The sequence below is a fragment of the Rhodococcus sp. NBC_00297 genome, from assembly GCF_036173065.1.
In the GTDB taxonomy this organism is placed as follows: domain Bacteria; phylum Actinomycetota; class Actinomycetes; order Mycobacteriales; family Mycobacteriaceae; genus Rhodococcoides.
In genome coordinates this window covers 2975301-3000784 of record NZ_CP108041.1, presented here as the reverse complement: position 1 = coordinate 3000784, position 25484 = coordinate 2975301, and the positions used below count along the sequence as shown (strand labels likewise).

General features: G+C 69.7%; 24 protein-coding genes. 6 read left to right on the top strand and 18 right to left on the bottom strand.

The window, feature by feature from the left end; translation table 11 throughout:
* Positions 1-3: 3 nt before the first annotated feature.
* Genes OG947_RS14430 through OG947_RS14400 form a run of 7 tightly spaced genes read right to left on the bottom strand, consistent with a single transcriptional unit; the run spans position 4 to position 9219 of the window.
* A complete protein-coding gene (locus OG947_RS14430; protein WP_328812136.1) occupies positions 4-825 on the bottom strand; it encodes an enoyl-CoA hydratase family protein in 822 nt (273 codons plus the stop codon).
* Positions 825-1985 carry an acyl-CoA dehydrogenase family protein gene (locus OG947_RS14425; protein WP_027504609.1) on the bottom strand — a complete coding sequence of 387 codons (1161 nt, stop codon included), beginning with the start codon at positions 1983-1985 and terminating at the stop codon, positions 825-827. The genes OG947_RS14430 and OG947_RS14425 overlap by 1 nt, the downstream gene beginning before the upstream one ends.
* Complete coding sequence (locus OG947_RS14420) at positions 1982-3952, bottom strand: acetyl/propionyl/methylcrotonyl-CoA carboxylase subunit alpha (protein ID WP_328812135.1); 1971 nt, start codon at positions 3950-3952, stop codon at positions 1982-1984. The genes OG947_RS14425 and OG947_RS14420 overlap by 4 nt, the downstream gene beginning before the upstream one ends.
* A gap of 5 nt (positions 3953-3957) precedes the next feature.
* The gene (locus OG947_RS14415) at positions 3958-5556 is read right to left on the bottom strand and encodes an acyl-CoA carboxylase subunit beta (protein ID WP_328812134.1); all 1599 of its coding nucleotides are present in this window, start codon (positions 5554-5556) and stop codon (positions 3958-3960) included.
* On the bottom strand, positions 5553-6701 hold the full coding sequence (locus OG947_RS14410; RefSeq protein WP_027504606.1) for an acyl-CoA dehydrogenase family protein: 1149 nt from the start codon (positions 6699-6701) through the stop codon (positions 5553-5555). The genes OG947_RS14415 and OG947_RS14410 overlap by 4 nt, the downstream gene beginning before the upstream one ends.
* Positions 6698-8401, bottom strand: coding sequence for an acyclic terpene utilization AtuA family protein (locus OG947_RS14405; protein WP_328814032.1), 1704 nt, complete (start codon positions 8399-8401; stop codon positions 6698-6700). The genes OG947_RS14410 and OG947_RS14405 overlap by 4 nt, the downstream gene beginning before the upstream one ends.
* 5 nt (positions 8402-8406) lie before the next feature.
* Positions 8407-9219, bottom strand: a complete 813-nt coding sequence (locus OG947_RS14400; RefSeq protein ID WP_222645501.1) for a TIGR03084 family metal-binding protein — start codon at positions 9217-9219, stop codon at positions 8407-8409.
* Positions 9220-9464: 245 nt separating this feature from the next.
* Between OG947_RS14400 and OG947_RS14395 the strand changes: the two genes are divergently transcribed.
* On the top strand, positions 9465-10208 hold the full coding sequence (locus tag OG947_RS14395; RefSeq protein ID WP_328812132.1) for a giguanylate cyclase: 744 nt from the start codon (positions 9465-9467) through the stop codon (positions 10206-10208).
* A gap of 91 nt (positions 10209-10299) precedes the next feature.
* Here the strand turns inward: OG947_RS14395 and OG947_RS14390 are convergent, their stop codons facing one another.
* The 4 genes from OG947_RS14390 to OG947_RS14375 all read right to left on the bottom strand — a co-directional run bounded on the left by OG947_RS14390 (position 10300) and on the right by OG947_RS14375 (position 13805).
* Positions 10300-11295 carry an aldo/keto reductase gene (locus OG947_RS14390; RefSeq protein ID WP_328812131.1) on the bottom strand — a complete coding sequence of 332 codons (996 nt, stop codon included), beginning with the start codon at positions 11293-11295 and terminating at the stop codon, positions 10300-10302.
* 8 nt (positions 11296-11303) lie between these two features.
* Positions 11304-11687: a MerR family transcriptional regulator gene (locus OG947_RS14385; RefSeq protein WP_037184717.1), complete on the bottom strand. Its 384-nt coding sequence runs from the start codon at positions 11685-11687 to the stop codon at positions 11304-11306.
* A 16-nt stretch (positions 11688-11703) separates the two neighbouring features.
* On the bottom strand, positions 11704-12663 hold the full coding sequence (locus OG947_RS14380; RefSeq protein WP_328812130.1) for a lysophospholipid acyltransferase family protein: 960 nt from the start codon (positions 12661-12663) through the stop codon (positions 11704-11706).
* 110 nt (positions 12664-12773) lie between these two features.
* Positions 12774-13805, bottom strand: coding sequence for a LacI family DNA-binding transcriptional regulator (locus OG947_RS14375; protein WP_328812129.1), 1032 nt, complete (start codon positions 13803-13805; stop codon positions 12774-12776).
* Between the two features lie 49 nt (positions 13806-13854).
* Here OG947_RS14375 and OG947_RS14370 point away from each other — a divergent pair, with 49 nt between their 5' ends.
* Positions 13855-15072, top strand: a complete 1218-nt coding sequence (locus OG947_RS14370) for an MFS transporter (RefSeq protein ID WP_328812128.1) — start codon at positions 13855-13857, stop codon at positions 15070-15072.
* On the opposite strand, the gene OG947_RS14365 is transcribed toward OG947_RS14370, so the two are convergent.
* Positions 15020-16312 (bottom strand): MFS transporter, encoded by a 1293-nt coding sequence (locus OG947_RS14365; RefSeq protein ID WP_328812127.1) that lies wholly within the window; start codon positions 16310-16312, stop codon positions 15020-15022. The two genes, OG947_RS14370 and OG947_RS14365, sit on opposite strands and share 53 nt — an antisense overlap.
* Before the next feature lie 32 nt (positions 16313-16344).
* Between OG947_RS14365 and aroQ the strand changes: the two genes are divergently transcribed.
* Together aroQ and OG947_RS14355 are read left to right on the top strand one after the other, a co-directional pair.
* On the top strand, positions 16345-16839 hold the full coding sequence (gene aroQ / locus OG947_RS14360) for a type II 3-dehydroquinate dehydratase (protein WP_222649752.1): 495 nt from the start codon (positions 16345-16347) through the stop codon (positions 16837-16839).
* A gap of 14 nt (positions 16840-16853) precedes the next feature.
* Positions 16854-17678, top strand: a complete 825-nt coding sequence (locus OG947_RS14355; protein ID WP_442973064.1) for an acyl-[acyl-carrier-protein] thioesterase — start codon at positions 16854-16856, stop codon at positions 17676-17678.
* A 91-nt stretch (positions 17679-17769) separates the two neighbouring features.
* Here OG947_RS14355 and OG947_RS14350 read toward each other — a convergent pair whose 3' ends face one another.
* Positions 17770-18288: a PadR family transcriptional regulator gene (locus tag OG947_RS14350; RefSeq protein ID WP_156380457.1), complete on the bottom strand. Its 519-nt coding sequence runs from the start codon at positions 18286-18288 to the stop codon at positions 17770-17772.
* 130 nt (positions 18289-18418) lie between these two features.
* On the opposite strand from OG947_RS14350, the gene OG947_RS14345 reads away from it, so the two are divergent.
* Complete coding sequence (locus OG947_RS14345) at positions 18419-18847, top strand: DUF1707 SHOCT-like domain-containing protein (protein WP_222645497.1); 429 nt, start codon at positions 18419-18421, stop codon at positions 18845-18847.
* Here the strand turns inward: OG947_RS14345 and OG947_RS14340 are convergent.
* A complete protein-coding gene (locus OG947_RS14340; protein ID WP_222631775.1) occupies positions 18789-20132 on the bottom strand; it encodes a cytochrome P450 in 1344 nt (447 codons plus the stop codon). The genes OG947_RS14345 and OG947_RS14340 overlap by 59 nt on opposite strands.
* 89 nt (positions 20133-20221) lie before the next feature.
* Between OG947_RS14340 and OG947_RS14335 the strand changes: the two genes are divergently transcribed.
* Positions 20222-20851, top strand: coding sequence for a TetR/AcrR family transcriptional regulator (locus OG947_RS14335; protein ID WP_027504593.1), 630 nt, complete (start codon positions 20222-20224; stop codon positions 20849-20851).
* A gap of 1 nt (position 20852) precedes the next feature.
* Here the strand turns inward: OG947_RS14335 and OG947_RS14330 are convergent, their stop codons facing one another.
* From OG947_RS14330 to OG947_RS14315, 4 genes are read right to left on the bottom strand one after another with little or no spacing between them, the layout of a single operon-like run.
* Positions 20853-22043 (bottom strand): NAD(P)/FAD-dependent oxidoreductase, encoded by a 1191-nt coding sequence (locus OG947_RS14330; RefSeq protein ID WP_328812126.1) that lies wholly within the window; start codon positions 22041-22043, stop codon positions 20853-20855.
* 40 nt (positions 22044-22083) lie between these two features.
* Positions 22084-23415 (bottom strand): glycosyltransferase family 2 protein, encoded by a 1332-nt coding sequence (locus OG947_RS14325; protein WP_328812125.1) that lies wholly within the window; start codon positions 23413-23415, stop codon positions 22084-22086.
* Positions 23412-24410, bottom strand: coding sequence for a glycosyltransferase (locus OG947_RS14320; protein WP_328812124.1), 999 nt, complete (start codon positions 24408-24410; stop codon positions 23412-23414). Before OG947_RS14320 ends, OG947_RS14325 begins: the two co-directional genes overlap by 4 nt.
* Positions 24407-25360 carry a WcbI family polysaccharide biosynthesis putative acetyltransferase gene (locus OG947_RS14315; RefSeq protein WP_328812123.1) on the bottom strand — a complete coding sequence of 318 codons (954 nt, stop codon included), beginning with the start codon at positions 25358-25360 and terminating at the stop codon, positions 24407-24409. The genes OG947_RS14320 and OG947_RS14315 overlap by 4 nt, the downstream gene beginning before the upstream one ends.
* Positions 25361-25484 lie beyond the last annotated feature (124 nt).

Here is a 25484-nt window from a genome sequence, read left to right as displayed (position 1 = left end):
CCGTCACGTCTCCTTCCCCACAGCGGCGCCGGACGACTCCGCCGGTGCGGCCCACGACGGGCTGCGCTTCTGCAGAAAGGCCATCATCCCCTCCCGCGCCTCGTCCGATGCGAACAGCCTCGCGGACTCCTCCGCCAGGTCCGCGCCCCGGCGGTCGAACTCCTCGAGCATCGCGGCGGTGGTGAGGCGTTTCGACGCCGCGAGACCCTGCGGTGACGACGGACGAATCGCCGCGACGAGTTCGGCCACCGTGGCCCCGGTGTCGGCCGCAGCCTCGGTGACGAGCCCGATGGCCTCCGCCTCGTGCGCGCCGAACGTCTCCGTCGTCAGGAAGTACCGGCTCGCCGCACGCGAGGTCATCCTCGGCACCACCGTCAAGGAGACGATGGACGCGGCCAACCCCAGCCGCGCCTCCGTCAGCGCGAACGAACTCTTCGGCCCGGCCACCACCAGATCGCACGCGCCCACGAGGCCCATACCGCCGGCACGCACATGCCCGTCGATCCTGCCGATCACCGGCTTCGGCGTCTCGAGGATCGCCCGCAGCAGCGTCAGCATCTGCTCGGTGCGCGAGGAGACGGAACTGCCCGCCTCCGTGAGATCGGCACCTGCACAGAATGTTCCGCCGGTGTGGGTGAGGACCACGGCGCGGACGTCGCGATCCGCGCCCGCGTCGCGGAGCCCCGCCGTCAGGTCGTCGACCAGGGCGGTGGAGAGGGCGTTGCGATTGTGCGGGGTGTCGAGGGTCAGAGTCACCACGCCCTCCGACCGATCGACCCGCACAGATATTCCGTCGCCCCGACCGGCCTCCGGCCTGCCCGCCATCAGTAGCTCTTCGGCAGGCCCAGCGAGTGCTGGGACACGAAGTTCAGGATCATCTCCCGACTGACGGGAGCCACGCGGGCGATGCGCGCCGCACCGAGCATGGACGCGAGGCCGTACTCCTCGGTCAGGCCTGCGCCGCCGTGCGTCTGGATGGCCTGGTCGATGGCCTTGATGCTGGCCTCGGCGGCCGCGTACTTCGCCATGTTGGCCGCTTCCGCCGCACCGAAATCGTCACCGCTGTCGTAGAGCACCGCGGCCTTCTGCATCATCAGCTTCGCCAGTTCGAGCTCGATCTTGCATTGCGCCAACGGATGCGCGATTCCCTGGTGCGCCCCGATGGGGCTCTTCCACACGGTGCGCTCGTTCGCGTACTTCACGGCGGCGTCGAGGGCGTAGCGGCCCATGCCGACGGCCATCGCCGCACCGAGGATGCGCTCGGGGTTGAGACCCGCGAACAACTGCATCAACGCCGCGTCGGGCTCACCGACCAGCGCCTCGGCCGGCAGCCGGACGTCGTCGAGGAACAGCGTGAACTGATGATCGGGCTCGATGATGTCCATGCGCATCTGCGTCTTGTTCAGGCCCGGTGCATCGGTCGGCACGATGAACAGCGCCGGCTTCAGCTTCCCGGTCTTCGCGTCCTCCGTACGGGAGACGATGAGCACCGCGTCGGCCTGGTCGACGCCGGAAATGTAGATCTTGCTGCCGCGCAGCACCCACTCGTCACCGTCGCGTCGCGCGGTGGTGGTGATCTGGTGGGAGTTGGAGCCGGCGTCGGGCTCGGTGATGCCGAACGCCATGATCGCGGAGCCGTCCGAGAGGCGGGGCAGCCAGGACTGCTTCTGCTCGGGGGTGCCGTACTTCGCGATGATGGTGCCGCAGATCGCCGGGCTGACGACCACGAGCAGCAGGCCCGCACCGAACGAGGACATCTCCTCCTGGACCAGTGCGAGCTCGTAGATGCCGGCACCGCCGCCGCCGTACTCCTCGGGGAGGTTCACCCCGAGGAAGCCCAACTGCCCGGCCTCGTGCCACAGTTCGGTGAGTGCCTCACCCTTGCGTGCCTTGGGCAGCACGTAGTCGATGTAGTTGTGGCGCTTGCCCAGTCCGGCCACCGCGGCGCGGAGGCTCTTCTGCTCGTCCGTCTCGATGAAGCTCATGCCTGATCTCCTTCTGCTGCGACGACCGCCAGTACGGCGTCGACGTCCACCTGGTGTCCCACGGTGACCGTGAGCTCGGTCAGCACGCCCGCCGCGGGTGCGGTAATCGTGTGTTCCATCTTCATGGCCTCGAGCCACAGGATCGGTTGGCCGGCGGTGACGGTGTCGCCGACGGCAGCACCGATCCGCACGACGCTGCCGGGCATCGGTGCCAGCAGCGATCCGGCGGCGACGATCTCGCTCGGATCGACGAACACCGGAACCCGTTCGAGCCGTACCGGTCCGAGCGACGAGTCGACGAACACGGCGTCGCCGTGGACCGCGACGTGGAACTCGCGTCGCACACCGTCGGCCAGCAGCACCACCCGGTCGGACTCGGCCCGGACCAGCGCGCAGTCGTCGACGTCGGTGACGAGCGTTCCGCGCGACAGCCGGTACTCGGCGACGATCTCGGTGCCGTTCACCGCGTACGTCTTGCGTTGCGGCACGGAGGCGAGGTTGCGCCAGCCGCTGGGGAGGGATCGGCCCACCGTCGCCGATTCTCTCGATCGGGTGGCGTCCGCGAGCGCTGCGGCGAGTGCGGACAGCCGCACACCCCGGTCGTCGACGAGGGGCCGAGCGAGGACCGCGAGATCGTGCGTCGCGAAGAACGCGGTGTCAGTGTCGCCCGCGAGGAACGCGGGGTGTCTCAGCACCGTGACGAGCAGGTCGCGGTTTGTGCGCACCCCGTGAATGCGCGAGCGCAGCAACGCTTTCGCCAGGATTCCGGCCGCCTGCTCCCGGGTGGGCGCGTACGAGATCACCTTGGCGAGCATAGGGTCGTAGTGGGTCCCCACCACGCTGCCGTCGACGATGCCCGAGTCCACCCGCAGGCCTGTTCGCGTGAGCACCTCGAACTCTCGCGCTCCGTCGAACTCGACGTGGTGCACGACGCCGCTCTGCGGCTGCCAGTCGCGCGCCGGATCCTCCGCGTACAGACGCACTTCGATCGAGTGTCCGCGCGTGGTGGGCTGCTCGGCCGGGAGCGCGCCGCCCGCGGCGACGTGGATCTGCAGTGCCACCAGATCGAGACCGGTGGTGCACTCGGTCACCGGGTGCTCGACCTGCAGGCGCGTGTTCATCTCGAGGAAGTAGAAGTTGCCGCGCTCGTCGCTGAGGAACTCGACGGTGCCGGCCCCCTCGTAGTCGAGCGCCTCGGTGGCGATGCGCGCCGCCTCGAACAGTTTCTCCCGCATACCCGGAACGCGCTCGACGAGCGGAGACGGCGCCTCCTCGACCACCTTCTGGTGGCGTCGTTGGATGGAGCACTCCCGCTCGCCCACCGCCCACACCGTGCTGTGGCGGTCCGCCATGACCTGGACCTCGATGTGGCGGCCCGTCTCGAGATAGCGCTCGCAGAAGACCGTCGCGTCACCGAAGGCGGACAGCGCCTCCCGCGACGCCGCGTCGATCTCGTCCTGCAGGGCGTCGAGTTCACGCACCACGCGCATACCGCGACCACCACCACCGGCGGACGCCTTCACGAGCACCGGCAGATCGTCCTGCGTGACGGACGCGGGGTCGAGCCGATCGAGCACCGGCACACCGGCGCTCTGCATCATGGCCTTGGACTCGACCTTCGACCCCATCGACTCGATCGCCTTCACCGGCGGACCGATCCAGGTGAGGCCCGCATCCTGCACGGCGCGCGCGAACTCCGCGTTCTCGGACAGGAACCCGTAACCGGGGTGGATCGCGTCGGCGCCCGCGCGCTGCGCCGCCTCGATGATCAGGTCTCCGCGGAGGTACGTCTCCGACGACGCGGAACCGGGCAACCGGACGGCGACGTCGGCGTCGGCGACGTGCGGTGACGCGGAGTCCGGATCGGAGAACACGGCGACCGTGTCGATGCCCTCGGCGCGGCAGGTCGTGAACACGCGGCGGGCGATCTCGCCGCGGTTGGCAACGAGTACTGACGAAATGGTCATGACGGTCACATCCGGAAGACACCGAAGTTGGCGGTGCCCTCGATCGGGGCGGAGGCGATGGCCGACAGGCACATCCCCACCACCGTGCGGGTGTCTCGGGGGTCGATCACGCCGTCGTCGTACAGGCGTCCGGAGAGGAACATGGGAACCGACTCGGCCTCGATCTGCTGCTCGATCATCGCGCGCAGACCCGCGTCGGCCTCCTCGTCGAACGCCTGTCCGCGGGCCTCGGCGGAGGCGCGGGAGACGATCGAGATGACGCCCGCGAGTTGGGCACCGCCCATGACCGCGGACTTGGCGCTGGGCCAGGCGAAGAGGAAGCGCGGGTCGAAGGCGCGACCGCACATGCCGTAGTGCCCGGCGCCGTACGACGCACCGAGCAGCACCGAGATGTGCGGGACGGTGGAGTTCGAGACGGCGTTGATCATCATCGACCCGTGCTTGATCATCCCGCCCTCCTCGTACTCCTTGCCCACCATGTAGCCGGTGGTGTTGTGCAGGAACAGCAGTGGCGTGTTCGAACGGTTCGCCAGTTGGATGAACTGCGTCGCCTTCTGCGACTCCTCACTGAAGAGGACGCCGCGGGCGTTGGCGAGGATGCCGACCGGATACCCGTGCAGTTCCGCCCATCCGGTGACCAGAGACGAGCCGTAGAGCGGCTTGAACTCGTCGAAGTCGCTGTCGTCGACGATGCGCGCGATGACGTCGCGGGGGTCGAACGGGATCTTGAGGTCGGCCGGCACGATACCGAGCAGTTCCTCCTCGTCGTACCGGGGCGGGAGCACCTCGGTGCGCGGCGCCGGACCCTTCTTGTGCCAGTTGAGCCGCTTCACGATGCCGCGGCCGATGCGGATGGCGTCCTTCTCGTCCACCGCGAGATGGTCTGCGAGACCGGAGGTCCGGGCGTGCATGCGGGCGCCGCCGAGCGATTCGTCGTCGGTCTCCTCGCCGGTGGCCATCTTCACCAGCGGCGGTCCGGCGAGGAACACCTTGGACCGCTCCTCGATCATGACGACGTGATCGGACATGCCGGGGATGTAGGCGCCGCCGGCGGTGGAGTTGCCGAACACGAGGGCGATGGTGGGGATGCCGGCCGCGGAGAGGCGCGTCAGATCACGGAAGATGCGGCCACCTGGGATGAACACCTCCTTCTGCGTGGGGAGGTCGGCACCGCCGGACTCGACCAGTGAGATGACCGGCAGCCGGTTCTGCATCGCGATGTCGTTCGCTCGCAGCGTCTTCCGCAGGGTCCACGGATTGCTCGTGCCGCCCCGCACGGTGGGGTCGTTGGCGACGATCAGGCACTCGACGCCGCTGACGACACCGATGCCGACGACCACGCTGGCGCCGACCGGGAAGTCCGTGCCCCAGGCCGCGAGCGGGCACAGCTCGAGGAACGGCGAATCCGGGTCGACGAGCATCTCGATGCGCTCGCGCGGGGTCATCTTGCCGCGGCTGCGGTGCCGTGCGACGTACTTCTCGCCCCCGCCGCCCAGTGCCTTGGCGTGTTCGGTCTCCACCTCGGCGAGCTTGGCGATCATGGTGTCGGCGGCCGAGACGTACGCGTCACCGGAGCTGTCGAGTCGGGAGGTCAGAGTCGTCATGCGGTGTACCCCAGTCGCTTCGCGGCCAGCGAGGTGAGGATCTCGGTGGTGCCGCCGCCGATGCCGATGATGCGCATGTCGCGGTACTGACGCTCGACCTCGCTCTCGGCCATGTAGCCGAGTCCACCGAACAGCTGTACCGCCTGCGAGGCGACCCATTCGCCGGCCTCGACCGCGGTGTTCTTCGCGAAGCACACCTCGGCGATGCAGTCGTCGCCGTCCTCGACGTGGCGATCGATCAGTGCGTGCGTGTACGTGCGGGCCACGTCGATCTTGCGGTGCATCTCGCTGAGCGTGTTCTGCACCGCCTGGCGGGCGATGAGCGGCTTGCCGAACGTCGAGCGGTCCCGCGTCCACGCCACCGTCAGATCGAGGCACCGCTGCGCCGAGGAGTAGGCCTGCGCGGCCAGCGCAGCGCGTTCGGAGACGAAGGCCTGCGCGATCTGGGCGAACCCGGAGTTCTCCGGGCCCACCAGGTTCTCCACGGGCACGCGCACGTCGGTGTACGACAGTTCGGCGGTGTCGGAGGCCCGCCACCCCATCTTGTCGAGCTTGCGGGACACCTCGAATCCCGGTGTGCCGCGCTCGACGACGAGCAGAGAGACGCCGGCCGCGCCGTCTCCACCGGTGCGGACGGCGGTGACCACGAAGTCGGCCCGGCACCCCGAGGTGATGTAGGTCTTGGCGCCGTTGACGACGAAGTGGTCCCCGTCGCGCACCGCTCGGGTGCGCAGGTGCCCCACGTCGGATCCGCCGCCGGGCTCGGTGATGGCCAGCGACCCGATCAGCTCGCCGTCGAGCGTGGGCCGGACCCACTTCTCGAGGTGGTCGGGGTTGCCCGCAGCGACCATGTGCGGCAACGCGATCCCACAGGTGAACAAGGACGCGAACAGGCCGCCGGACGCACCCGCCTCGTGCATCTCCTCGCAGATGACCGTGGCGTCGACCAGCGAGCCGCCGCCCCCGCCGACCGCCTCGGGGAACGGCGCCCCGAGCAGACCGATCTCGGCCGCCGCGCGGTGCAGACTGCGGGGAATCTCGCCGTCACGCTCCCACTCGGTGAGGTGCGGCAGCACCTCGCGGTCGACGAACCCCCGGACCGTCTTACGGAGTTGCGCTCGGTCGGGGCCACCCCAGGTGCTCATGCGAGTCCACTTTCTGCGAGTACTGATTCGGGTATCGGGACGTGCCGCGATCGCAGCCACTCCCCCAGGCCCTTGGCCTGGGGATCGAAGCGAGCGCCGGATGCGACGCCCTCTCCGAGAATCCCGTCGACGACGATGTTCACGGCCCGCAGGTGCGGGAACTCGTACCGGTGCACGCGCAGGCCCGCCGTCTCCGGGAGCAGCGTCGTCACCAGCTCGGTGGTGAGAGTCGACCGGAGCCAGGCCCACGCGGCGTCGCCGCGCACCCAGACCCCGACGTTGGCGTTGCCGCCCTTGTCACCGCTGCGCGCCGCCGCCACCGTGCCGAGCGGCAGCGTGCGTGTCGGTTCGGCCGGCAGGCGGCCTGCGGGCGCGTCGGACGGGTCCGCCTCGACAGCCCTGGTGACGGTGGGCGGTGCGACGTCGACGCGCGTGCCGTCCGCGAGAACCGCCACGTGCCGCGGCACCGCCTGATCGACGAACCCGGCCTCGAAGACGCCGTAGGGCGACCCCTGACCCGGAGGCGTCGTCACACAGAAACCGGGGTAGCTCGCCAGCGCGAGTTCCACTGCGGCAGCGCTGAACACGCGACCCACACGCTGCGGATCAGCGTCGCGGACGACGACACGGAGCACCGCACTGGCGGCCTCCTCGGTGTCGGCGTCAGGGTGGTCGGTGCGCGCCAGAGTCCAGTCGACGTCGCGCGGCGGCGGCGTCAGCGCCTCGGTCATCTGGGTGCGCACCAGGTTGGCCTTGGCCTCGATGTCGAGCCCGGTGAGCACGAAGGTCATCTCGTTGCGGAACCCGCCGAGCGTGTTCCGGGAGACCTTGAGGGTGGGCGGCGGCGCCTCGCCGCGAGCCCCCGTGACCAGCACGCGGTCGGGTCCGTCCTGCGAGACCCGCACCGTGTCGAGCCGCGCGGTGACGTCCGGGCCGAGGTAGCGCGGGCCGGTGATCTCGTACATCAACTGCGCCGTCACCGTTCCGACCGTCACGGCGCCGCCGGTGTTCTCGTGCTTGGTGATCACCGACGACCCGTCCGACCGGATCTCCGCGAGGGGGAACCCCGGTCGACGCAGATCCTCGATCTCACCGAAGAAGGAGTAGTTCCCGCCGGTCGCCTGGGTTCCGCATTCGATGATGTGACCGGCGACGACGGCGCCCGCGAGTTCGTCGAGGTGATCGCGGGTCCACCCGAACCGGGAGATCGCCGGGGCCACCACCACCGACGCATCCGTGACGCGTCCGGTGACCACGACCTGCGCCCCGGCGTCCAGGCACGCCGCGACACCGAAGGCGCCGAGATAGGCATTGGCGGTCAGCGGGGAGCCGAGGCCCAGTTCCTCGGCGCGGTCGTGCAGATCGTCTCCCTCCACGTGGGCGACCGAGACGGTCAGACCGAGACGGTCGGCGAGGGACCGGATCTCGTCCGCCAGTCGTGCGGGCGCCAACCCACCGGCATTGCTGACCAGGGTGACACCCTTGTCGAGTGCAGTGCCCAGGCACTCCTCGAGCTGCCGCAGATACGTCCTGGCGTAGCCGCGCGTCGGATCCTTCATCCGGTCGCGTCCGAGAATGAGCATCGTCAGCTCGGCCAGGTAGTCGCCCGTGAGGACGTCGAGATCACCGCCGTCGAGCATCTCGCGCATGGCCGACGCGCGGTCACCGTAGAAGCCGGAGCAGTTCCCGACCCTGATCATCTCCGTCACGACGCCACCCGCACGTCCCGGCCACCGCCGGGAGCCCCCGCGAACGCCTGCGCGAGACCCAGCCACGTCGCCGCGTCGTCGCCGACGGCCACGAGGTCGGTGTCGTCACGGTGCACGCGCTGCGTGACGAGCAGGCAGAAGTCCGGAGCGGAACCCGTGACACTCTGCTCCGCGTCCTCCGGCCCCCACGACCACTCACTCCCGTCGGGAGCGGTGAGCACGACGCGGAACGGTGCCGACGGCGGCGTCAGGCCGCGAATCGCGTAGGCGAAGTCGCGGGTGCGTACGCCGATGTGCGCGACGTGACGCAGCCGAGCCGTCGGTTCGCGAACCACGCCGAGGGCGTCCGCGACGTCCTGACCGTGTGCCCAGGTCTCCATGATGCGCGCGGTGGCCATCGACATCGCGCTCATCGGCGGGCCGAACCAGCGGATCTTCACGCCGTCGGGCACGTGTGTCAGGACGTCGAGCAGTTGCACTCGGCCGAGCCGCCATCGCGACAACAGGGTGCTGACCTGCTCTCCGGCGAGTGCGTCGGCAGCGGAGTCCACGAACGAGTCCGGACTGCCCATCGCGTCGGCGATCACCGCGTCGAAGGCCGCTTCGGCGTCCTCGTCACCGGAGGCGCCGGCCGTCGTCAGCGCGGCGACGTGGTCGGTCCAGTGCAGGTGAGCGATCTGATGCGCCACCGTCCAGCCGGCCGCCGGGGTGTCCGTGCGCCACGCGGCGTCGTCGGCATCGGCGACCAGCGCGTCCAGCGCGTCGCCCTCCGCACGCAGGTCCTGCAGCAACACCTCGAGAGCAGCCATGCCTGGAACGGTCGCACCCACGGGCCAAAAAAGCAAGCATGCTTGCTTGTTCTTGGACGTTGTGACGAACTCCAAAACAATCCGTGGCACCATCCATCCGCAGCGCAGGTCCGAAAGCCTGGTTTACGGTGAATCCCACAGGCGGTTGGACGCTTTACCGCACGACACCCATCACGACGCTCGCGACACGCCGGGCGGGACGAGGCCGCCCGCGAATGCGGGCACCGAAGGGAACGGGACCCGACATGGTCAGTGCACGAGACGGACGACCGGGGCAGGCCTACAGCGCGCCGGGCGCCTTCACCACGGCCTTCAGTCCGGGCGTCGGACCCCGAGCCGAGTACCCGGCGCCGGAACCGGTGCGGCACGACGAGACCGGGTACGACGAACCCCGGTACGACGACGACGACGAGCCGATCGGCGAACTCGAGGCTCGCTACGAGTGGATCGTCGGCCTCATGTCGTCGTTCACCGATCAGCGCGTCGTGCGGTGGATCATCGCCTTCTTCACCGCGTCGATGGGCGTGTGCGCCACCCTCGAGATCCTGTACGGCTTCGGCGGCACCACCACGTTCACGGTGGGCGTGCAGATCGGCTGCGCGGCCTTCGCGTTCGCCGCCGCTCTCTGGTGGACGGTGACCTCGTGGCCGCGGCTGCACACCGCCTTCGCCTTCGTCGTCCTGTCCAACCTGGGCATCCTCGCCGCGAACCTGAGCGCCGACATGCCGCCCGCCTACGCCGTCGGGAAGACCACCTTCTTCGTGGTGCTCGGCCTGTTCGCCGGTGTCTTCCTCGACCGCTGGATGCTGGCCACTCACATCGCGATCGCCGGTGTCGCCGTCACGTCCATCATCGGCTACAACATGCTGTTCGAGGACGTCCCCCCGCTGGGCGCGCTGGTCGTGTGGGCACCGGTCATGTCACTGGTCATCGCCGTTCCCGCACTGCTCTACACGTTCGTGCGAGCAGTGCGGCTCGACCAGTCCTGAGCCACTCTCCGCGAGTACGTCCGTGGTGTCGTGATCGCGAGTGGAATCACGACACTGTCGACGTACTCGCGGTGGGGGGTGGCCTCGGGGCTCACTCGTCGATGCTGGACATGTCTCCGTAGCGTGCTCCGGCCACGGCCGACGCGGGCACCGCTGCCTCGAGTTCGTCGAGGACCTCCTGCGTCACCGCGACGTCCGCCGCTGCCACGTTCTCCTCGAGGTAGCGCACGCGCTTGGTTCCGGGGATCGGCGCGACGTCCTCGCCCTGCGCCAGCACCCACGCCAGAGCCAGCTGACCGGGCGTGCATCCCAACCGGTCCGCGATCTCACGGATGCGCGCCACGAGCGTCAGGTTCGCCTCGAGCGCCTCGCCCTGGAACCGCGGGAAGTACGCGGTGCGGCGCGAGTCCTTCTCCGCCAACTCCGACTCGTGCGCGATGGCGCCGGTCAACAGCCCGCGACCGAGCGGCGAGTACGGGACCAACCCGATGCCGAGCTCACGGAGCGTCGGGAGCACAGTCTCCTCGAGATCCCGCGTGAACAGGGAGTACTCGGTCTGCACAGCCGTGATCGGGTGCACTGCGTGCGCCCGACGGATGGTCGCGGCCGACGCCTCGGACATCCCGAGATGGCGCACCTTGCCCGCCTGCACCAGTTCCGCCATCGCGCCGACCGTGTCCTCGATGGGGACCGACTTGTCGACGCGGTGCTGGTAGTACAGGTCGATGTGGTCGACACCGAGCCGCGACAACGACGCGTCGCAGGCCGCGCGGACGTACTCGGGGGTGCCGTTGATGCCGAGACGGGTGCCGTCGGCGAGTCGCTCGTTGCCGAACTTGGTGGCGAGCACCACCTGGTCCCGACGGCCGGCGATGGCCTCGCCGACCAGCTCCTCGTTGACGAACGGGCCGTACATGTCGGCCGTGTCGAGGAAGGTCACACCGAGTTCGAGAGCGCGGTGGATGGTGGCGATGCCGGAGGCGCGGTCGGTGTCGCCGTAGAACTCGGACATACCCATGCAGCCGAGGCCGAGGGCGGAGACGGTGAGAGGGGACTGCGTACCGAGGGTGCGTGAGGTGAGCGTCATGCCCCCACTCAACGTGCTGGAGTGCGCTCCAGGTCAAGCCTGTCGACGTAGAGCTCGATCTTGTGGTCGATCGCGCGCAGATGGCCGGTCACCTCGGCGAGCTGCGCCAGCACCCGTTCCCGATGCGCGCGGAGGGCGTCGAGCCGCTGCTGCTCCGTCCCCTCGCCCTGACGCACCAGGTCGGCGTAGTGCCGCACCTCCGCGATCGACATCCCGGTGGCGCGCAGTCGGGTGATGAGGACGATCCACGTGATGTCGTCGTCGCTGTAGCGGCGCTGTCCGGTGGACGACCGCGGCACCGCGCGCAGGAGCAACCCGTCACGCTCGTAGTACCGCAGCGTGTCGATGGTCAGCCCGGTCTGCTCGGACGCCTCCGCGATGCTGTGACTCACCCCGTCAGCTTAGGCATCAGCGGAAGAGCGGGAACTTCCTCTTGGTGGCGAGCGCGTCCATGCCGGACTGGATGGAGCGCCGCACCTCCTCGTACTTGGCCTCCACGTACTCCTCGTCGTCCACGCGGGCGAGATCGTGATCCACCTCGACGGGCGGCATGAAGCGGGTCCGGATCTTGGCGGGCAGCGGGATCTGCGGAAGTGCGGCCGGCGCGATGATCCACGGCAGCGACACGGCGATGGGGAACACCTTGAGTCGTGCGATCTTGTCCAGCCCCAGCATCTTCGAGAGCTTGGCACCGCGGACCAGCACGGGCATGGCGTCGGCGCCGCCGACGGTGGCGATCGGCACGACAGGCACCCCGCAGCGGATGGCGAGCTTGATGAAGCCGGTGCGCCCGCCGAGGGTGGCGACGTCACGTTCGCTCCACGGTCGCAGCGAGTCGACCTCACCTCCGGGCCACACGATGACGTCGCGCCCCTCGGCCAGTGCCGTGGACATCGAGTCGGGAGCAGCGGGCAGGACACCCATCGACCGGAACACCGTGCCGATGAGGGGGAAGGCCATCAGCGCGTCGTGTGCGGTGCCGTGCAACGTGCGTGACGGGCCGAACCGTCGCCACCACTGCGCCCCCACCGTCCAGGCGTCCCACACGAACGGTGCACCCGAATGCACGCCGACCAGCAGCACCGGTGGCGGCGGGATGGTCTCCCACCCGTCGATCTCCATGCGGAAGTACTTGTCGACGAGCGGGTTCCAGAACTTCTCCTGGCGCCGCATGCTGTCGACGTCCTGGTCCGTGAGGTCCCAGTCGCCGGCGCGCGAGGCGACCAGGCCACTGAGTCCACCGGACGCGTTCTCGCGCTTGTCCTTCATCTTCAGCCGGGCAGCGGCGGCGACCCGCTCGGCCTGGTCCTGCAGCTCGGGATCGCGATGGTCGGTAGGGGAAATGTCTGTGTGATCGGCGCCACTCATGAGGCCGAACCTACTGCACGGTCAGATGCGCCGTACCCCGGTTGCACACAGGCCGTGACGAATCAGCACATCCGGCCCCGGGGCGGTGGTTCGTGTGCGCCTCGCACGCCTCACCTCGTCGAGGTCCGCCGCACGACGTGCCACTCCGGTGTCGCGACCGGCTCACCCGCGAGCACGGCCCGCGCAGCGCTGCGCCCCTGCTCGTACAGCGACTGGGCCACCGTCGTCAGCCCTGCGCCCGCCGCTTCCTCGGTGTCGTCCCACCCGACCATCGCCAGGTCGCCCGGCACCTGCAGGCCGCGGTCCCGCACCACCGACAATGCTCCGAGCGCCACCTCGTCACTCATCGCCAGCACCGTGTCCGGCCGCAGCGCGTCCAGGTGATCCTGTATCGCGCGCGTCCCCTCCGAGCGGAAGCTGCCGGTGCCGAACGCCACGGGCACCGCGGACCAGTCGAGCCCCAGCGCCTCGGCAGCCGCACGGTAGCCCCGCAGACGGTTCCTCGTCACCGGGAAGTCGATCGTCTCCGGATCCGGTCCGTGCACGAGGCGCCGCTCCCGATGCTCGTCGGCAGGAAAAGCGAGCACCAGCGGTCGCGCGGCACCCGCGAGGGCGATCAGGGCGACCGCCTCGGCCGCGGCGGCGTCGTCGATGCTGACCAACGTCGTGCCGTCGTGCTCCGGACCGCCCTGCACGCACACGGGTCGCCCGGTGGCGACGGCCGCGTCGAGCAGTGGGTCCCCGGTGACCGTGGTCCAGAAGACGTACCCGTCCACGGCGGCGTCGCGCACCCGGTCGACGTCGCGGGCGACGCGCGTGTTCGGCAGGATCACCAGGCCGGTGTCGGTGTCGAGGCACGCGTCGGCCACTCCGGACAGGAACCGGCGGGCCTGCGGGTCGTCGAACGCGTACGTCAGCTTCTCCGTCAGAAGCACGGCGAGGTTGTTGCTGCGGCCGCTGCGCAGCGACTGCGCGCCCCGGTGCGGGCCGGTGTAGCCGAGTCGCTCGGCGGCGTCGAACACTTTCGCCCGCGTCTCGTCCGAGACCCGCTCCGGCCGCCCGTACGCGTAGGACACGCTCATGACCGAGACGCCGGCCGCCGCCGCGACGTCGGCCATGGTGACGCGTGTGTGCGAGGTCATCGATCGCCACTCTATCGCCCACCCCCGTCCGTGTGTATCGTTACACAGCATGTCCACGGCACCTCCGCGCGCGAACACGCCCGCTCTGCTCGTCCTCGGCGCGACCGCGTTCATCTACGTCACGGCGGAGACGCTGCCTGTGGGACTGCTCCCCGAGATGTCCGCCGACCTCGGTGTCGGCGAATCGGCCATCGGGCTGCTGCTGACCTTCTACGCGTACGCGGTCGCCGTGATCACGTTGCCGCTGATGGCGGCGGTGAAGTCGTGGGACCGTCGCAAGGTCGTCGTCATCACCGCCGGCGCACTCGCGGTGTCGCAACTCGTGTCGGCGGTGTCCGTCGGCTATCCGATGCTGGTCGGAGCACGACTGATCTGCGCGGCCACCCACGGTGTGTTCTGGGCCGTGGTGGCTCCGGTCGCGGCGTCACTCGCCGCACCGGGCAAGCGCGCGAAGGCGATCGCGCTCGTCTACGCCGGGACGTCGTTGGCACTCGTCGCGGGCAATCCGCTGACCGCCGCCCTCGGACAGTGGACGCACTGGCGCGTCGCCGCGGCGACGCTCGGCGTCGTCGCGCTGGCCATCACCGTCGCCCTCACCCGGTTGCTGCCCGCTCTCCCGGTCGCGACTCCGGTCGCCACCACGGCCACGTCGCGCCCCGGCATCAGCCGGGTGCTCGTCCTGCTGTGCGGCATCACGTTCCTCGCCGCGCTGGGCCACTTCGCCGGCTACACGTACTTCGCGCTCGTGGTCGGCGAGGGCATCGGCACATCCGGGAGCGTGCTCTCGACCATGCTGTTCGTCTACGGACTCGCCGGCGTCGCCGGCATCTGGCTCATCGGTCGCACGTACGACCGCGGTCCGTGGCGCTCGACGATCGTCGTCCTGACCGCCATCACCACGGCGCTCGCGGCGCTGGTCCTGGCGCTGTCCACCGGATCCGGCGTGCTGGCGATCGTCGCCATCGCTCTGTGGGGCATGGCCTTCACCACCATCCCGGTGTGCATCCAGTCCGCCGTCCTGCACTCGGCACCGGCCGGGGCCGCGGCGGACCGCGCGTCGGCGATCTACGTCGTGACCTTCCAGGTGGCCATTGCGACGGGTGCCCTGGTGGGCGGCGGCATCGTCGACACCCTGTCGGTGACGGCGGTGCTGATCTTCGCGGCCGTCACCATGCTGCTGGCACTGCTCGGGGTCCTCGCCGGGCGGTCGGCCTTCACGGCTCCGACGGCTCCCGTGCCGGTCTCTGCGGCCGCATCCGCTCCCTGACCTCACGCCAGGTCCGGGGCGAGATCCCCGCGTCGCGACGGGTCTTGCGGCGGGCCACCAGCACACCCGTCGCCGCCACGGCCCAGACCGCGTACTGCGTGAGCCACGCGACACGGAACGCCTCGAAGGTATACCCGCCCATCGCGTTCAGAATGGCGCCCATGGCCTGCATCACCAGCAGCGACGCGAGGAATCCGCCGATGTTCACCATGCCCTGGGCGGTGCCGAGCGCGACCGACGGGTTGAACGTGCGCGCGTAGTCGAAGCCGATGGCCGACCCCGGACCACCGACCGAGATGACGATCACCAGGACGAAGAGCAACCACGTCGGCGCGGGTCCCGGAAGAGCGAGCACCACCGCCCACATGAGGGCGTTGCTGGCCATGATCGCCAGCACCATCCACGACCGACGCATGGGATAACGCCCCGTCAGGATGCCGACGACGATGCCCGACACGATGGCCGACACCACCGACGTGGTGAGCAGCGCGCCCACCACTGCGGACGACACCCCCTGCGCCGAACTGAGGTAGGGCACTCCCCACATCAGCGCGAACACGGTGATGGAGAACTGCGTCCCCATGTGGGAGAAGAAGCCGAGCCGGGTACCGGGCCGTGACCAGACGACGGAGATGTTGCGCACCGTCTCGCGGAACGTCACCCGCGGCGCGCTGCCGGGTCCGGGATCGGGCGAGTTCGAGACTGCGAGGAACGCGGCCAGCGCGACCACCACCCCGCTGCCCGCGGCCGCGCCGTAGGCGACGGACCACCCCCCGCCGTGCAGCAGCGTCAGGAACGGCACCGCGGACAGCACCTGCCCGACCTGCCCGAAGATGCCCGTCAGCTGCGAGACCAGCGGAACCCGGCGGGGCGCGAACCACTTCGGCACCAGCCGCAGCACCGAGATGAACGTCAGCGCATCACCGACACCCACGACGGCACGGGCCGCCACCGCCACCGGCAGCGAGTCGGTGAATGCCAGGATCATCTGCCCCGACGCCATGACCAGCGCTCCCGTGACGATCATCGCGCGCGGACCCACCCTGTCGAGCAGCACTCCCGCGGGGATCTGCATGGCCGCGTAGACGACGACCTGCAGGACGACGAACGACGACAGCACCGACGGACTCGCGGCGTACCGATCCGCCGCGTCGAGCCCCGACACACCGAACGACGTGCGATGCAGGACGCCGACGATGTAGGCGAGGACACCTGTTCCCCAGACGATCCACGCGCGCATGCTGCTCAGTCTCCCGGGTAGAGTCCGCACCCATGACCCACGGTCACGCCCACCACGACACGCTGCCTGACGACGGCCGGCCTCCGGCCTCCCCGCTGCCCATCCTGGTGCTCAACGGTCCGAACCTGAACATGCTCGGAACCCGCCAACCCGAGGTCTACGGCACCGAAACGCTCGACGACGTGGTCGCGCTGTGCCGCGAGACCGCGGAACGCCACGGACGCACTGTCCGCGCCGAGCAGTCCAACCACGAGGGCACGTTGATCGACTGGATTCACGAGGCGCGCGGGACGGCGTCGGGAATCGTCATCAACCCGGGCGGTCTGACCCACACGTCGGTCGTTCTGCGCGATGCTCTGGTCGTGCCCGAGATCCCCGTCGTCGAGATCCACATCTCGAACGTGCACGCCCGCGAGGAGTTCCGACACCACAGCTTCGTCTCGGGGATCGCCGTGTCGGTGATCGCCGGGTGCGGCATCCGCGGGTACCGCTACGCCGTCGACGAGATCTGCGCCCGCACGTCCTGACCATCACGTCGGAAATGAGCACCATGGAACTCTCCCCCGTCACCAGCCACGAACTCGCACCACAGCCGCCGACGGGCGAGGGGTTCGAGACCGCGTGGCCCATCCGCGCCGGCAACGTCGACACCGCGAACCGGCTGCGCTACGACTCCGTCGCCCGGTACCTGCAGGACATCGGGTCGGACAACCTCGACGCCTCCGGACTCGGGGAGACGGATCCGTTCTGGATCGTGCGCCGCACGATCATGGACATCGACCGACCGTCGGTCTGGCCCGAGCGGATCACGTTGCGGCGCTGGTGTTCCGGTCTGTCGACGCGATGGTCGAACATGCGCGTCGACATCACCGGCGACAAGGGCGCGCACATCCGCACCGAGGGATTCTGGATCAGCATCTCGTCGACGACGGGCATGCCGACGCGCATCTCCGACGAGGGGCTCGCGCTGCTCACCCGCACGGCGGGCGAGAGTCGGCTCAAGTGGAAGCAGTGGCTCCGTGATCCGGCGCCGGAGTCCTCGCTGACAGATCTCGCGTTCCCGCTGCGCATCACCGACGTCGACGCGTTCAACCACGTGAACAACGCCGCCTACTGGCAGGCCGTCGAGGAGGTGCTCGCCCGCGCGGAGTCCGGCGAGATCACCGGCGGACCGCACCGCGCGGTCATCGAGTACCTCTCGCCGATCATGGCGCCGGACCACGTCACGCTCCGCTGGCGTCGGCACGACGTGGACGGTGCACCGGCGGTGACGGTGTGGTTCATGGTGGACGACTCGGTGCGCACGGTCGCGTGCGTGGTGGCGCGCGCCGGCGTGAGTGGCGTTTCTGCTCCTCTCGCCGACTGAGTCGGCGGGATCCCGCTCGCAGGGGGCGCGAGGAGAGCAGAAACCCCGGAGGCCGGTCGCCTACTGCCCGGGCAGGCCGGAGGCCGGTCGCCTACTGCCAGGGCAGGCCGTCGAGCCAGCTCAACACCATCGTCTCGTAGGCGATGCCGAAATCGAGGGTGGCCGCGGCGTACGGATCGTCGAGCGCGGCGTCCTTCTGCTCGCGATACCGGCGCAGGTTCTCCTCGTGCGTGCTCCGGTGCGCCGCCACTGCCTCGCTCAGCACGGACGCCGGCACGTGCTCGCCGAAGGAGATCATCAGCAGCAGCGGATGACGAATGACCTCCGGCTCGGGGAGCACCGAGATCCAGGCGGCGAACTCGGCTCGCCCCGCGTCGGTGATGCGGTACGGCTTGCGATCACGCGCCTGCGTCTCGAGTTCCTCCACCAGTCCGGCGCGGGCGAGGCCGGAGAGTTCGCGGTAGACCTGGGAGCGCGTGACCGTCCAGAAGCCGCCGATGCAGACCTGCGCCGTGGCGACGAGGTCCCATCCGGACATGGGCCCGTTGTGCAGGAATCCCAGCAGAGAGGCCGCCGTCGCGTTGACGGTGGTGCCACGAGTGTCGGCCATGGCGTCATCGTCCCACACCTTGACAGTCCACAGTGGACGGTGCAGTCTGAGATTGGACATTCCACAGTGGACTGTCGACCCCCGATCTCGACCACCCCGATCTCGACCACCCCGACGAATCGAGCGTTCGATGACCGCACCGCAGACACACGAGCAGGCACTCGCACTCCTCACCGCCGCGGTGGGAGACGGGCGCCTGACCCTGGACGAGTTCGACACCCGCTCCGCGGCCGTGGTCTCGGCCCGCTCCGATGCAGACCTGGCCGCCGTCACCGCCGATCTGCATCCAGCGCCGTCCACACCCGGACATCCGACGACCGTGCCCGCGGCCGCGTGGCTGCGGTGGGCGTCGGTGGTCGCGCTGTGCAGCGTGATCTACGTGATCACCTGCGTCGCCTCGGGATCGATGCTGTACCCCTGGCCCGTCTGGGTGGCCGGGCCGTGGGGCATGGTGCTGCTCGTACACAGCATCGCCGCGGCGACACAGGGCCTCGGCACCGTCAGCTGCGGCGCTGCAGCCGCACGGGCTGCCCGTCCTTGGGATACGGCAGGGAGGTGAAGTCGATCGGTGTCGCACGATCGGCCGGCACCGACCACGTGTGGTGGCGCAGGAGGTGGTGCAGCACCATCGTGATCTCGATGGCCGAGAAGAACTGACCCAGGCACGTGTGGACCCCGCCGCCGAACGGTTGCCACGCGAACTTGTGTGGCAGCGCGCGACCGTCGAAGCGGGTGGGGTCGAAGACCTCAGGGTCCGACCAGTAGGTGGGATCGTGATGCGTGTAGTGCGGCGTGGCCACCACCATCACGTCGGCAGGCACGTGATGGCCGCGGATCACCGTGTCCCGCACCGTCCATCGCGCCATGGTGGGCAGCGGAGCGAGCATGCGCAGCGATTCCTTCATCACCGCGTCGAGTGCCGTCAGACCCGCCCGCGCCTCGGGTGCGGAGACGTCGGGGCCCGCGGCCAGCGACTGCCGGCGACATTCCTCCTGCCACTGCGGGTGTCGGCCGAGCTGATCGACCATCGTGGAGATGGTGATGGTCGACGTGTCGTGCGCTGCCATCAGCAGGAAGATCATGTGGTCGATGATCGCGTCGTCGGAGAAGCGCTCGCCGTCGTCGTCCTCGAGGTGGGCGAGCACCGAGAACAGATCTCGGCCGTCGCCGCGCCGCCGATCCGGAAGATAGTCCCGCAGAAAGTCTTCGAGGAAGCGTCGACCCTTCAGACCCCGGCGCCACCGACCACCGGGCACGTCGAGCCGGACGATGGACGTCGCCGCCTGAACACAGTCGACGAAGGCCTTGTTGACGGCGTCCAGCCGGGTGTCACCGTCGCGCACCCCGCCCATGAACACCTCGGTCGCGAGGCCGAGCGTCAACGACTTCACGGCGGGATAGATCTCGAAGTGCTCCGACGAGTCCCACTCCTGCACGGTGCGGGCGATCAGCGGTTCCATCGCCGCGGCGTAGGACGCGAGACGGTCCTTGGTGAACGCCTGCTGCAGCAGCCGCCGGTGGTGGCGGTGCTCGCCGAGGTCCATGAGCATGAGCCCGTTGTCGAAGAACGGCCCGATGAGCGGCCGCCAGCCGAGTGCGTTGCTGAACGCCTTGTCCCGGTTGGTCAGGATCTCCTCGCACCCGTCGGCGCCGAGCACCAGCACCACGCGCCGGCCCGCCATCGTGTGCCACGAGACCTGCCCGTAGCGCCGCTCCTGCTGCCGCCACAGGGCGAGGGGGTCCCGGATGTACTGCATCGAACGGCCGACGTAGGGGATGCCCGCACTGCCCATGACGGGACGGAGATCGGAGCCGAGCGGTGGGGCGGCGAGCGCGTGAGCCATGGGGCCTCCTGAGTATCTGACAGGGCGTCCTGTCAGATGTAGTGTGCGTCACAGGAGAGGCGCTCGTCAAGACCTGCGAGACTGACGGCATGGCGGAACCCGCGAGCAGGACCTACGGCGGAGTGGACGCGGCGGACCGCGCCGTCCGCCGCCGGGCCGCACTGATCGAGGCGGGCCTGGACCTCATGTCCTCGGTGGGCACCGACAAGACCACGATGACCGCGGTCTGCGCGGCCGCCGGGCTCACCGAGCGGTATTTCTACGAGAGCTTCCGCACCAAGTCGGACCTGCTGCTCGCCGTGCTCGACAGCGTTGCCGACGAGGTGAGAAGCGCTGCGATCCATGCCGTCTCGTCCACGGACGGAGACGTCGCCGACCGCGTGCGGGCCGCTCTGAGCGCCGTGGTGTCGATCATGCTCTCCGACCCCCGCAAGGGCCGGATCGCGTTCGTCGAGTCGATGGCGTCACCGACCCTGCGAGCTCGACGTCAGGCGACCATCGACGCCGTCGCGGACGTGGTCGTCGAACGCTCGCACGAACTCTGGGCCGACCGCGCACTCCCGCCGCCGCAGGACCGGCTCATGGCGTTGATGTTCATCGGCGCCTGCTCCGAACTCGTCTCCGCCCGGTTGCAGGACCACATCGGTGCGACCCCCGACGAGATCGTCGATGCTGCTACGCAACTGTTCCTCACCGGAATGCTGCGCCCGACGAGCTGACTCAGAGATGGCCCTTCAGCAACAGGTGCCAGTACGTGAACGGCAGGCCGAACCGGTCGCCCGCCCACGAGAGCCGACGGGGCTTCAGCGGGTCCAGGAACGACGGCAACGACGACGTGATCTCGCCGGTGCGATCGAACTCGGCCGCGATGAGACGCCGCGCGTCCACCGGGATCGGCGCCACGGTGTAGCCGTCGTACTCCCCCAGCGTCTCGTTCGATCGTTGCGCCAGCACGTTGTCGACGAGGATCGACACCTGGCGCCGTAGTCCGCCGCCCGAGGGATCGGTGTCGATGGACGCGCCGTCGCCCACGGCCCACACGCCCTCGTGTGTGCGGTGCCGGAAGGTCCGCGGATCCACGTCCACCACTGCGTGCGTGCCGGGATCAGCGCTCGCCAGGCCGGTCTCCTCGACCCACCGCGGTCCGCGGTAGGGCGGCACCAGATGCAGCATGTCGTAGCCGATCCGCTCGGTGCGACCGTCCGCGCCAGTCACCGTGATCGATCGCTCGCTCGGCGCGAGCGCCGTCACGGCGGTGCGGTGAAGCACTCGGACATCCAGCTCCCGCAGGTACTTCCGCAGCCGGGCGTCGAGCGCCGGCACTCCCACGAGATCCGGGCGGTCGACCACCAGCGTCATAGACGGCGCGGCACCCACCTTCCGCCAGTGCGCGGCGGCGAGGAACAGCGGCTTGATGGTGGTGCCGGTGCAGCTCACCGGCGCACGAGGAACCGTGAAGACGGCGTGCCCGTCGGGACGCATCGTCTGCACGAGGTGCCAGGTACGCGTCGCCTCGTCGAGGTAGTTGCTCGCCACCGACGACGACGCCAGCGCCGCGTCGATTCCGGGCAGTGCGTCGTGATCGGGCACGAGACCGGATCCCACGACGAGGTCGCGGTAGCGCACCTCCGTGCCCGACTCGGTGCGCACCGTCCGCGTCACGGTGTCCACCGAGACGACACGCTCCTGGATCCAGGTACAGCCCTTCGGTGTCACCGAGCGCTGGGAGCGCTGCGCGGACGCGAGGGACGCCTGCCCGCCGCCGACGTAGGACAGCAGCGGCCGATAGGTGTGCACCTCCTGCGGTTCGATGACCACCACGTCGGAGACGCCCTTGTTCAGGAAACGGGCGGCGGCGCTGATGCCCGCGTTGCCCCCGCCGATGATGACGATGTCGTGCTCGGTGGTCATGATGCCTCCGGTGTCCTGTGACTCGAATGGTTCGGGGGTCTCACCACGACAGGTCCGGCTGATGCGGACCCGCGGCGATGCCGACCTCGTCGGCCGGTACGTCCGTGATGCCGAACAGGTCGGCGAGGGCCTGCTGCGGGGTGCGATCCAGTGCGTCGGCCCACCGGCGGGCCCGGCGCACGGCGCGCCACGACCACCACTCCACACTGCCGCCGGGCACGGTCGACCGCACCAGACCGGGGCCTTGCGGAGGCGTTGACGCCGCCAGCGTCCGCGCTGCATCCGGGGCCAGGACGACCGGACCGACGAGGTCGAGCCCGAAGCGGCTGCGCCGTACGTCGTCGCCGCCGGGGACACCGAGGCGGATTCGCGGGTCGTCGGTCCGCCACGACGCGACGAGATCCGCGGCGTCCGTCCCGTCCACCCACACGGTGACGTCCCCCTGCGCGAGCACCGATCCCACCGTCACCAACAGCGATGCGGCACTGTGTCCGTCGGCGTGCACGACGGCCGTGAGGTCGGGAACGGCGTACCGGACGCCGTGGGTGCGCGCAGCGGGGTCGGTGACGAGTGGAAGCAGGGACAGGGCCTCCGTGTTCTTCTGCTCGGTGCGTTGCTCACCGGGTCGGCCGGCCCAGTCGGGACCGTCGTGCCAGGCGACGGCGTCCGGCACATGCGCGATCAGGGCGCCGGCGAGGTAGGCGCGATTGGCCAGCTCCCAGTCCTCTCCGCCGTATCCGCCGAACGACTCGTCGAAGCCGCCGATCTCCTCGAAGAATGCTGCGGTGCAACACATCACCGCGCTGATGACGTGGCGATAGGAGCGATGATCGGCATCGAGCAGATCGCGCGAACCGCGGTACGCGTCGATCAACCAGCGCGGCTCGTCGAGGATCTCGTCGTCCGGCCCCGGAAGTCGGCCCAGCGCGGACAGGTCCGCGTGTCGCCGTCGACCGACCGTGAGTGCATCGGGAACCAGCGACGGCAGACGCACGAGCGCCTGGAGGTACCCGGGCTCGGGAACCGTGTCGGCGTCGAGGAAACAGAGCACGTCACCGGACGCGGCACGCGCCCCGAGATTGCGCGCCGCGGCGGCGCGGAAGCCACGGTCCTCCTGCGAGACCACCGTGACGTCGAGTGCACTGCGGACGAGCGGCGCCGTGGCCGAGCCGTCGTCCGCGACGATCACCTCGAACGCGCGGTACGTCTGCTGCTCGAGCGCCGCGAGAACCAGATCCAGCGACCGTTGCTGTTCGAAATAGGGCACGACGACGCTGACCGACGGGCGCGGAGCATCGATGTCGCGCAGCAGATCCCACCTGTTTCCGGGCACCGCGTGGCCGAGCGGGGTGGGGACGGCGGTGGTGATCACGCGTGCACCACGGCCGACTCCGCGTACACCCGCACGTGCGCGGCGCCGACCTCCGCGCGCGTGGGGTGCGCGACGACCCCGTCCTCCAGCCACGTCGACTCGGGGTCACCCGCCGCGTCGGCCAGCGCCTCGGCGAGACGGTCTTCCTCGTACAGGGTCACGGTGCCGGGCGAGCGCCGGGCGAACTCACGGGTGTACGCGCCGGCCACCACCAGCGGTCGGCGGCCGTGCTCGATCCAGGTGTTGATCGACCCGGACGCGGACATGTGCCGATGATGCGCCACGGGAACGGTGACGCGGCCGAGTTCGACCGGAAGGTCGGCGTCGTCGATGTAGCCGGTGACACGCACGGTGGTGCCGTGTGCCGCTGCGGACTCGGTCAGCTCGTCGACCAGATGATCGTGTCCCGGCGACGGCGTTCCCAGTGCCAGCAGGTGCGCGCCCGGGGGCAGCGCGTCCAGCACCTCGGCGTGTCCCTTGCCCGGGTACAGGAACCCGAGGACGCCGACGGTCACCTCGCCGCTGTCCATGCGGATGCCGACCCCCGTCGCCACGGGAAGCGGGATCACGACGGACGGGGTACCGATACCGGCCTCGCGCACCAGGTCTCGTTCGTGCTCGCTGCTGACGATCACCGTGTCCACGCACGCGACCACCCGTCGGTAGCACTCGACGCGCGCGGACGCGGATCGGCCGTCGGACGGCTGCGGCAGATCGTGCAGCGTCACCACGAACGCGGAACCCGATGCGTGGATGCGCCGCGCCAGCTCCTCGACCACCCCGGCCGCAGCCGTCGCCGGTGACCCGAACAACCGGTCCGTCACGTGCAGGTGCACGACGTCGACGTCCGGAATCGACGTGACGTCACTCGCGGACTCGTGACGCAGGAGCGTCGACTCGAGACCGGCGTCGGTGATGCCGTCGCGGATGCGCAGCGCGAACTGCACCACCCCGTGTCGCTCGGGACCGATGACGAGATGCGCGACCGACGTCACGAGGCGACCTCAGGTAGCAGCAGCGAGAGCGTGTCCGCGTGTCGGGTGAGCGCGGCGTCCACGAACGCGGGATGCTCGGCGTACCACTGCAGTTGGCGACGGTGAATGTCCTCGGCATCGACGACGGAGCCGCCGATCACCCAGTCCGGCCGGGGCGCGGCGCCGAGGCCGAGCGCGTCGACGACAGCGGACTCCAGCGGCGTGTGCACCGAATCGAGCAGTACGCGGCCGGGATCCGCCGCCGCAGCGTCGACACCGGCTGCCGACAGGATGCGCGTGGCCAGCTCGAGCAGCACGGGATTGCCGGGGTGATTGATCGTGTGTGCGGCGTCCGCTCCGTGCGCGGTCAGGACGTCCGAGATCGCGACGTCGCAGTCCCGGCGCTCGCGTCGTGCGAGTTCGGCGATGCTCGCCTCGGCGTTCGCGCGCAGCGCGTCAGGGGCGACGGGAGCGGCGCGCCACTGCTCGGATTCCACTCTGCCTGCGGCCACGAGCACCGTGCGCAGATCGTGGTACGGAGCGCCGGCGGGAGACGCCGACGGGTCGCTCGGGTGCCGCACGATCACCTGGAACGGGTACAGCCCGCTGTACCGGAAGACCGGCCACCGCACGACCCGGGCGTGCTCCGGCAGCATCGACGCCACCTGGTTCGTCCCGATCGGCAGCTCGCGGTAGTCATCGCGAACCGGCTGCGCCAGCAACACCGAGGCCCGGCCGGCCAGCTCGGCGAGGTGCCGCACGTCGGCCGAGTCGAGTTCGTGCACCGGCGGCATGCGCACGGTCCGGAACGGCGCGTCCGGCACCTCGTCGAGCATCACTCGCACGGCCTCGGCCTGGCAGTTCCCGAGCACGATCCACAGCGGTGGATCGTCGGGCATCGGGTCGAGACCGTAGAACTCGCCGTAGTGACGCGTCCGGCCGTCCGGCTCGGTCGACGCAGAGTGAGGCATGGCGTCGGGTTACCCGCACAGCGTGCAGGCGAAGCGGTGAGAGACCTGCACGACACCGCGTTTGTGGACGAGCCCCCCGGGGCATTCCACTTTTGTCGTGGTCCAGAAGGCGGCCCGATCCCTG

Bases quoted from the DNA above. Each gene is read 5' to 3' on its own strand.
- OG947_RS14430 (WP_328812136.1), bottom strand. From the start codon at position 825: ATGGCGGGCAGGCCGGAGGCCGGTCGGGGCGACGGAATATCTGTGCGG.
- OG947_RS14425 (WP_027504609.1), bottom strand. From the start codon at position 1,985: ATGAGCTTCATCGAGACGGACGAGCAGAAGAGCCTCCGCGCCGCGGTG.
- OG947_RS14420 (WP_328812135.1), bottom strand. From the start codon at position 3,952: ATGACCATTTCGTCAGTACTCGTTGCCAACCGCGGCGAGATCGCCCGC.
- OG947_RS14415 (WP_328812134.1), bottom strand. From the start codon at position 5,556: ATGACGACTCTGACCTCCCGACTCGACAGCTCCGGTGACGCGTACGTC.
- OG947_RS14410 (WP_027504606.1), bottom strand. From the start codon at position 6,701: ATGAGCACCTGGGGTGGCCCCGACCGAGCGCAACTCCGTAAGACGGTC.
- OG947_RS14405 (WP_328814032.1), bottom strand. From the start codon at position 8,401: ATGATCAGGGTCGGGAACTGCTCCGGCTTCTACGGTGACCGCGCGTCG.
- OG947_RS14400 (WP_222645501.1), bottom strand. From the start codon at position 9,219: ATGGCTGCTCTCGAGGTGTTGCTGCAGGACCTGCGTGCGGAGGGCGAC.
- OG947_RS14395 (WP_328812132.1), top strand. From the start codon at position 9,465: ATGGTCAGTGCACGAGACGGACGACCGGGGCAGGCCTACAGCGCGCCG.
- OG947_RS14390 (WP_328812131.1), bottom strand. From the start codon at position 11,295: ATGACGCTCACCTCACGCACCCTCGGTACGCAGTCCCCTCTCACCGTC.
- OG947_RS14380 (WP_328812130.1), bottom strand. From the start codon at position 12,663: ATGAGTGGCGCCGATCACACAGACATTTCCCCTACCGACCATCGCGAT.
- OG947_RS14375 (WP_328812129.1), bottom strand. From the start codon at position 13,805: ATGACCTCGCACACACGCGTCACCATGGCCGACGTCGCGGCGGCGGCC.
- OG947_RS14370 (WP_328812128.1), top strand. From the start codon at position 13,855: ATGTCCACGGCACCTCCGCGCGCGAACACGCCCGCTCTGCTCGTCCTC.
- OG947_RS14365 (WP_328812127.1), bottom strand. From the start codon at position 16,312: ATGCGCGCGTGGATCGTCTGGGGAACAGGTGTCCTCGCCTACATCGTC.
- aroQ (WP_222649752.1), top strand. From the start codon at position 16,345: ATGACCCACGGTCACGCCCACCACGACACGCTGCCTGACGACGGCCGG.
- OG947_RS14355 (WP_442973064.1), top strand. From the start codon at position 16,854: ATGAGCACCATGGAACTCTCCCCCGTCACCAGCCACGAACTCGCACCA.
- OG947_RS14350 (WP_156380457.1), bottom strand. From the start codon at position 18,288: ATGGCCGACACTCGTGGCACCACCGTCAACGCGACGGCGGCCTCTCTG.
- OG947_RS14345 (WP_222645497.1), top strand. From the start codon at position 18,419: ATGACCGCACCGCAGACACACGAGCAGGCACTCGCACTCCTCACCGCC.
- OG947_RS14340 (WP_222631775.1), bottom strand. From the start codon at position 20,132: ATGGCTCACGCGCTCGCCGCCCCACCGCTCGGCTCCGATCTCCGTCCC.
- OG947_RS14335 (WP_027504593.1), top strand. From the start codon at position 20,222: ATGGCGGAACCCGCGAGCAGGACCTACGGCGGAGTGGACGCGGCGGAC.
- OG947_RS14330 (WP_328812126.1), bottom strand. From the start codon at position 22,043: ATGACCACCGAGCACGACATCGTCATCATCGGCGGGGGCAACGCGGGC.
- OG947_RS14315 (WP_328812123.1), bottom strand. From the start codon at position 25,360: ATGCCTCACTCTGCGTCGACCGAGCCGGACGGCCGGACGCGTCACTAC.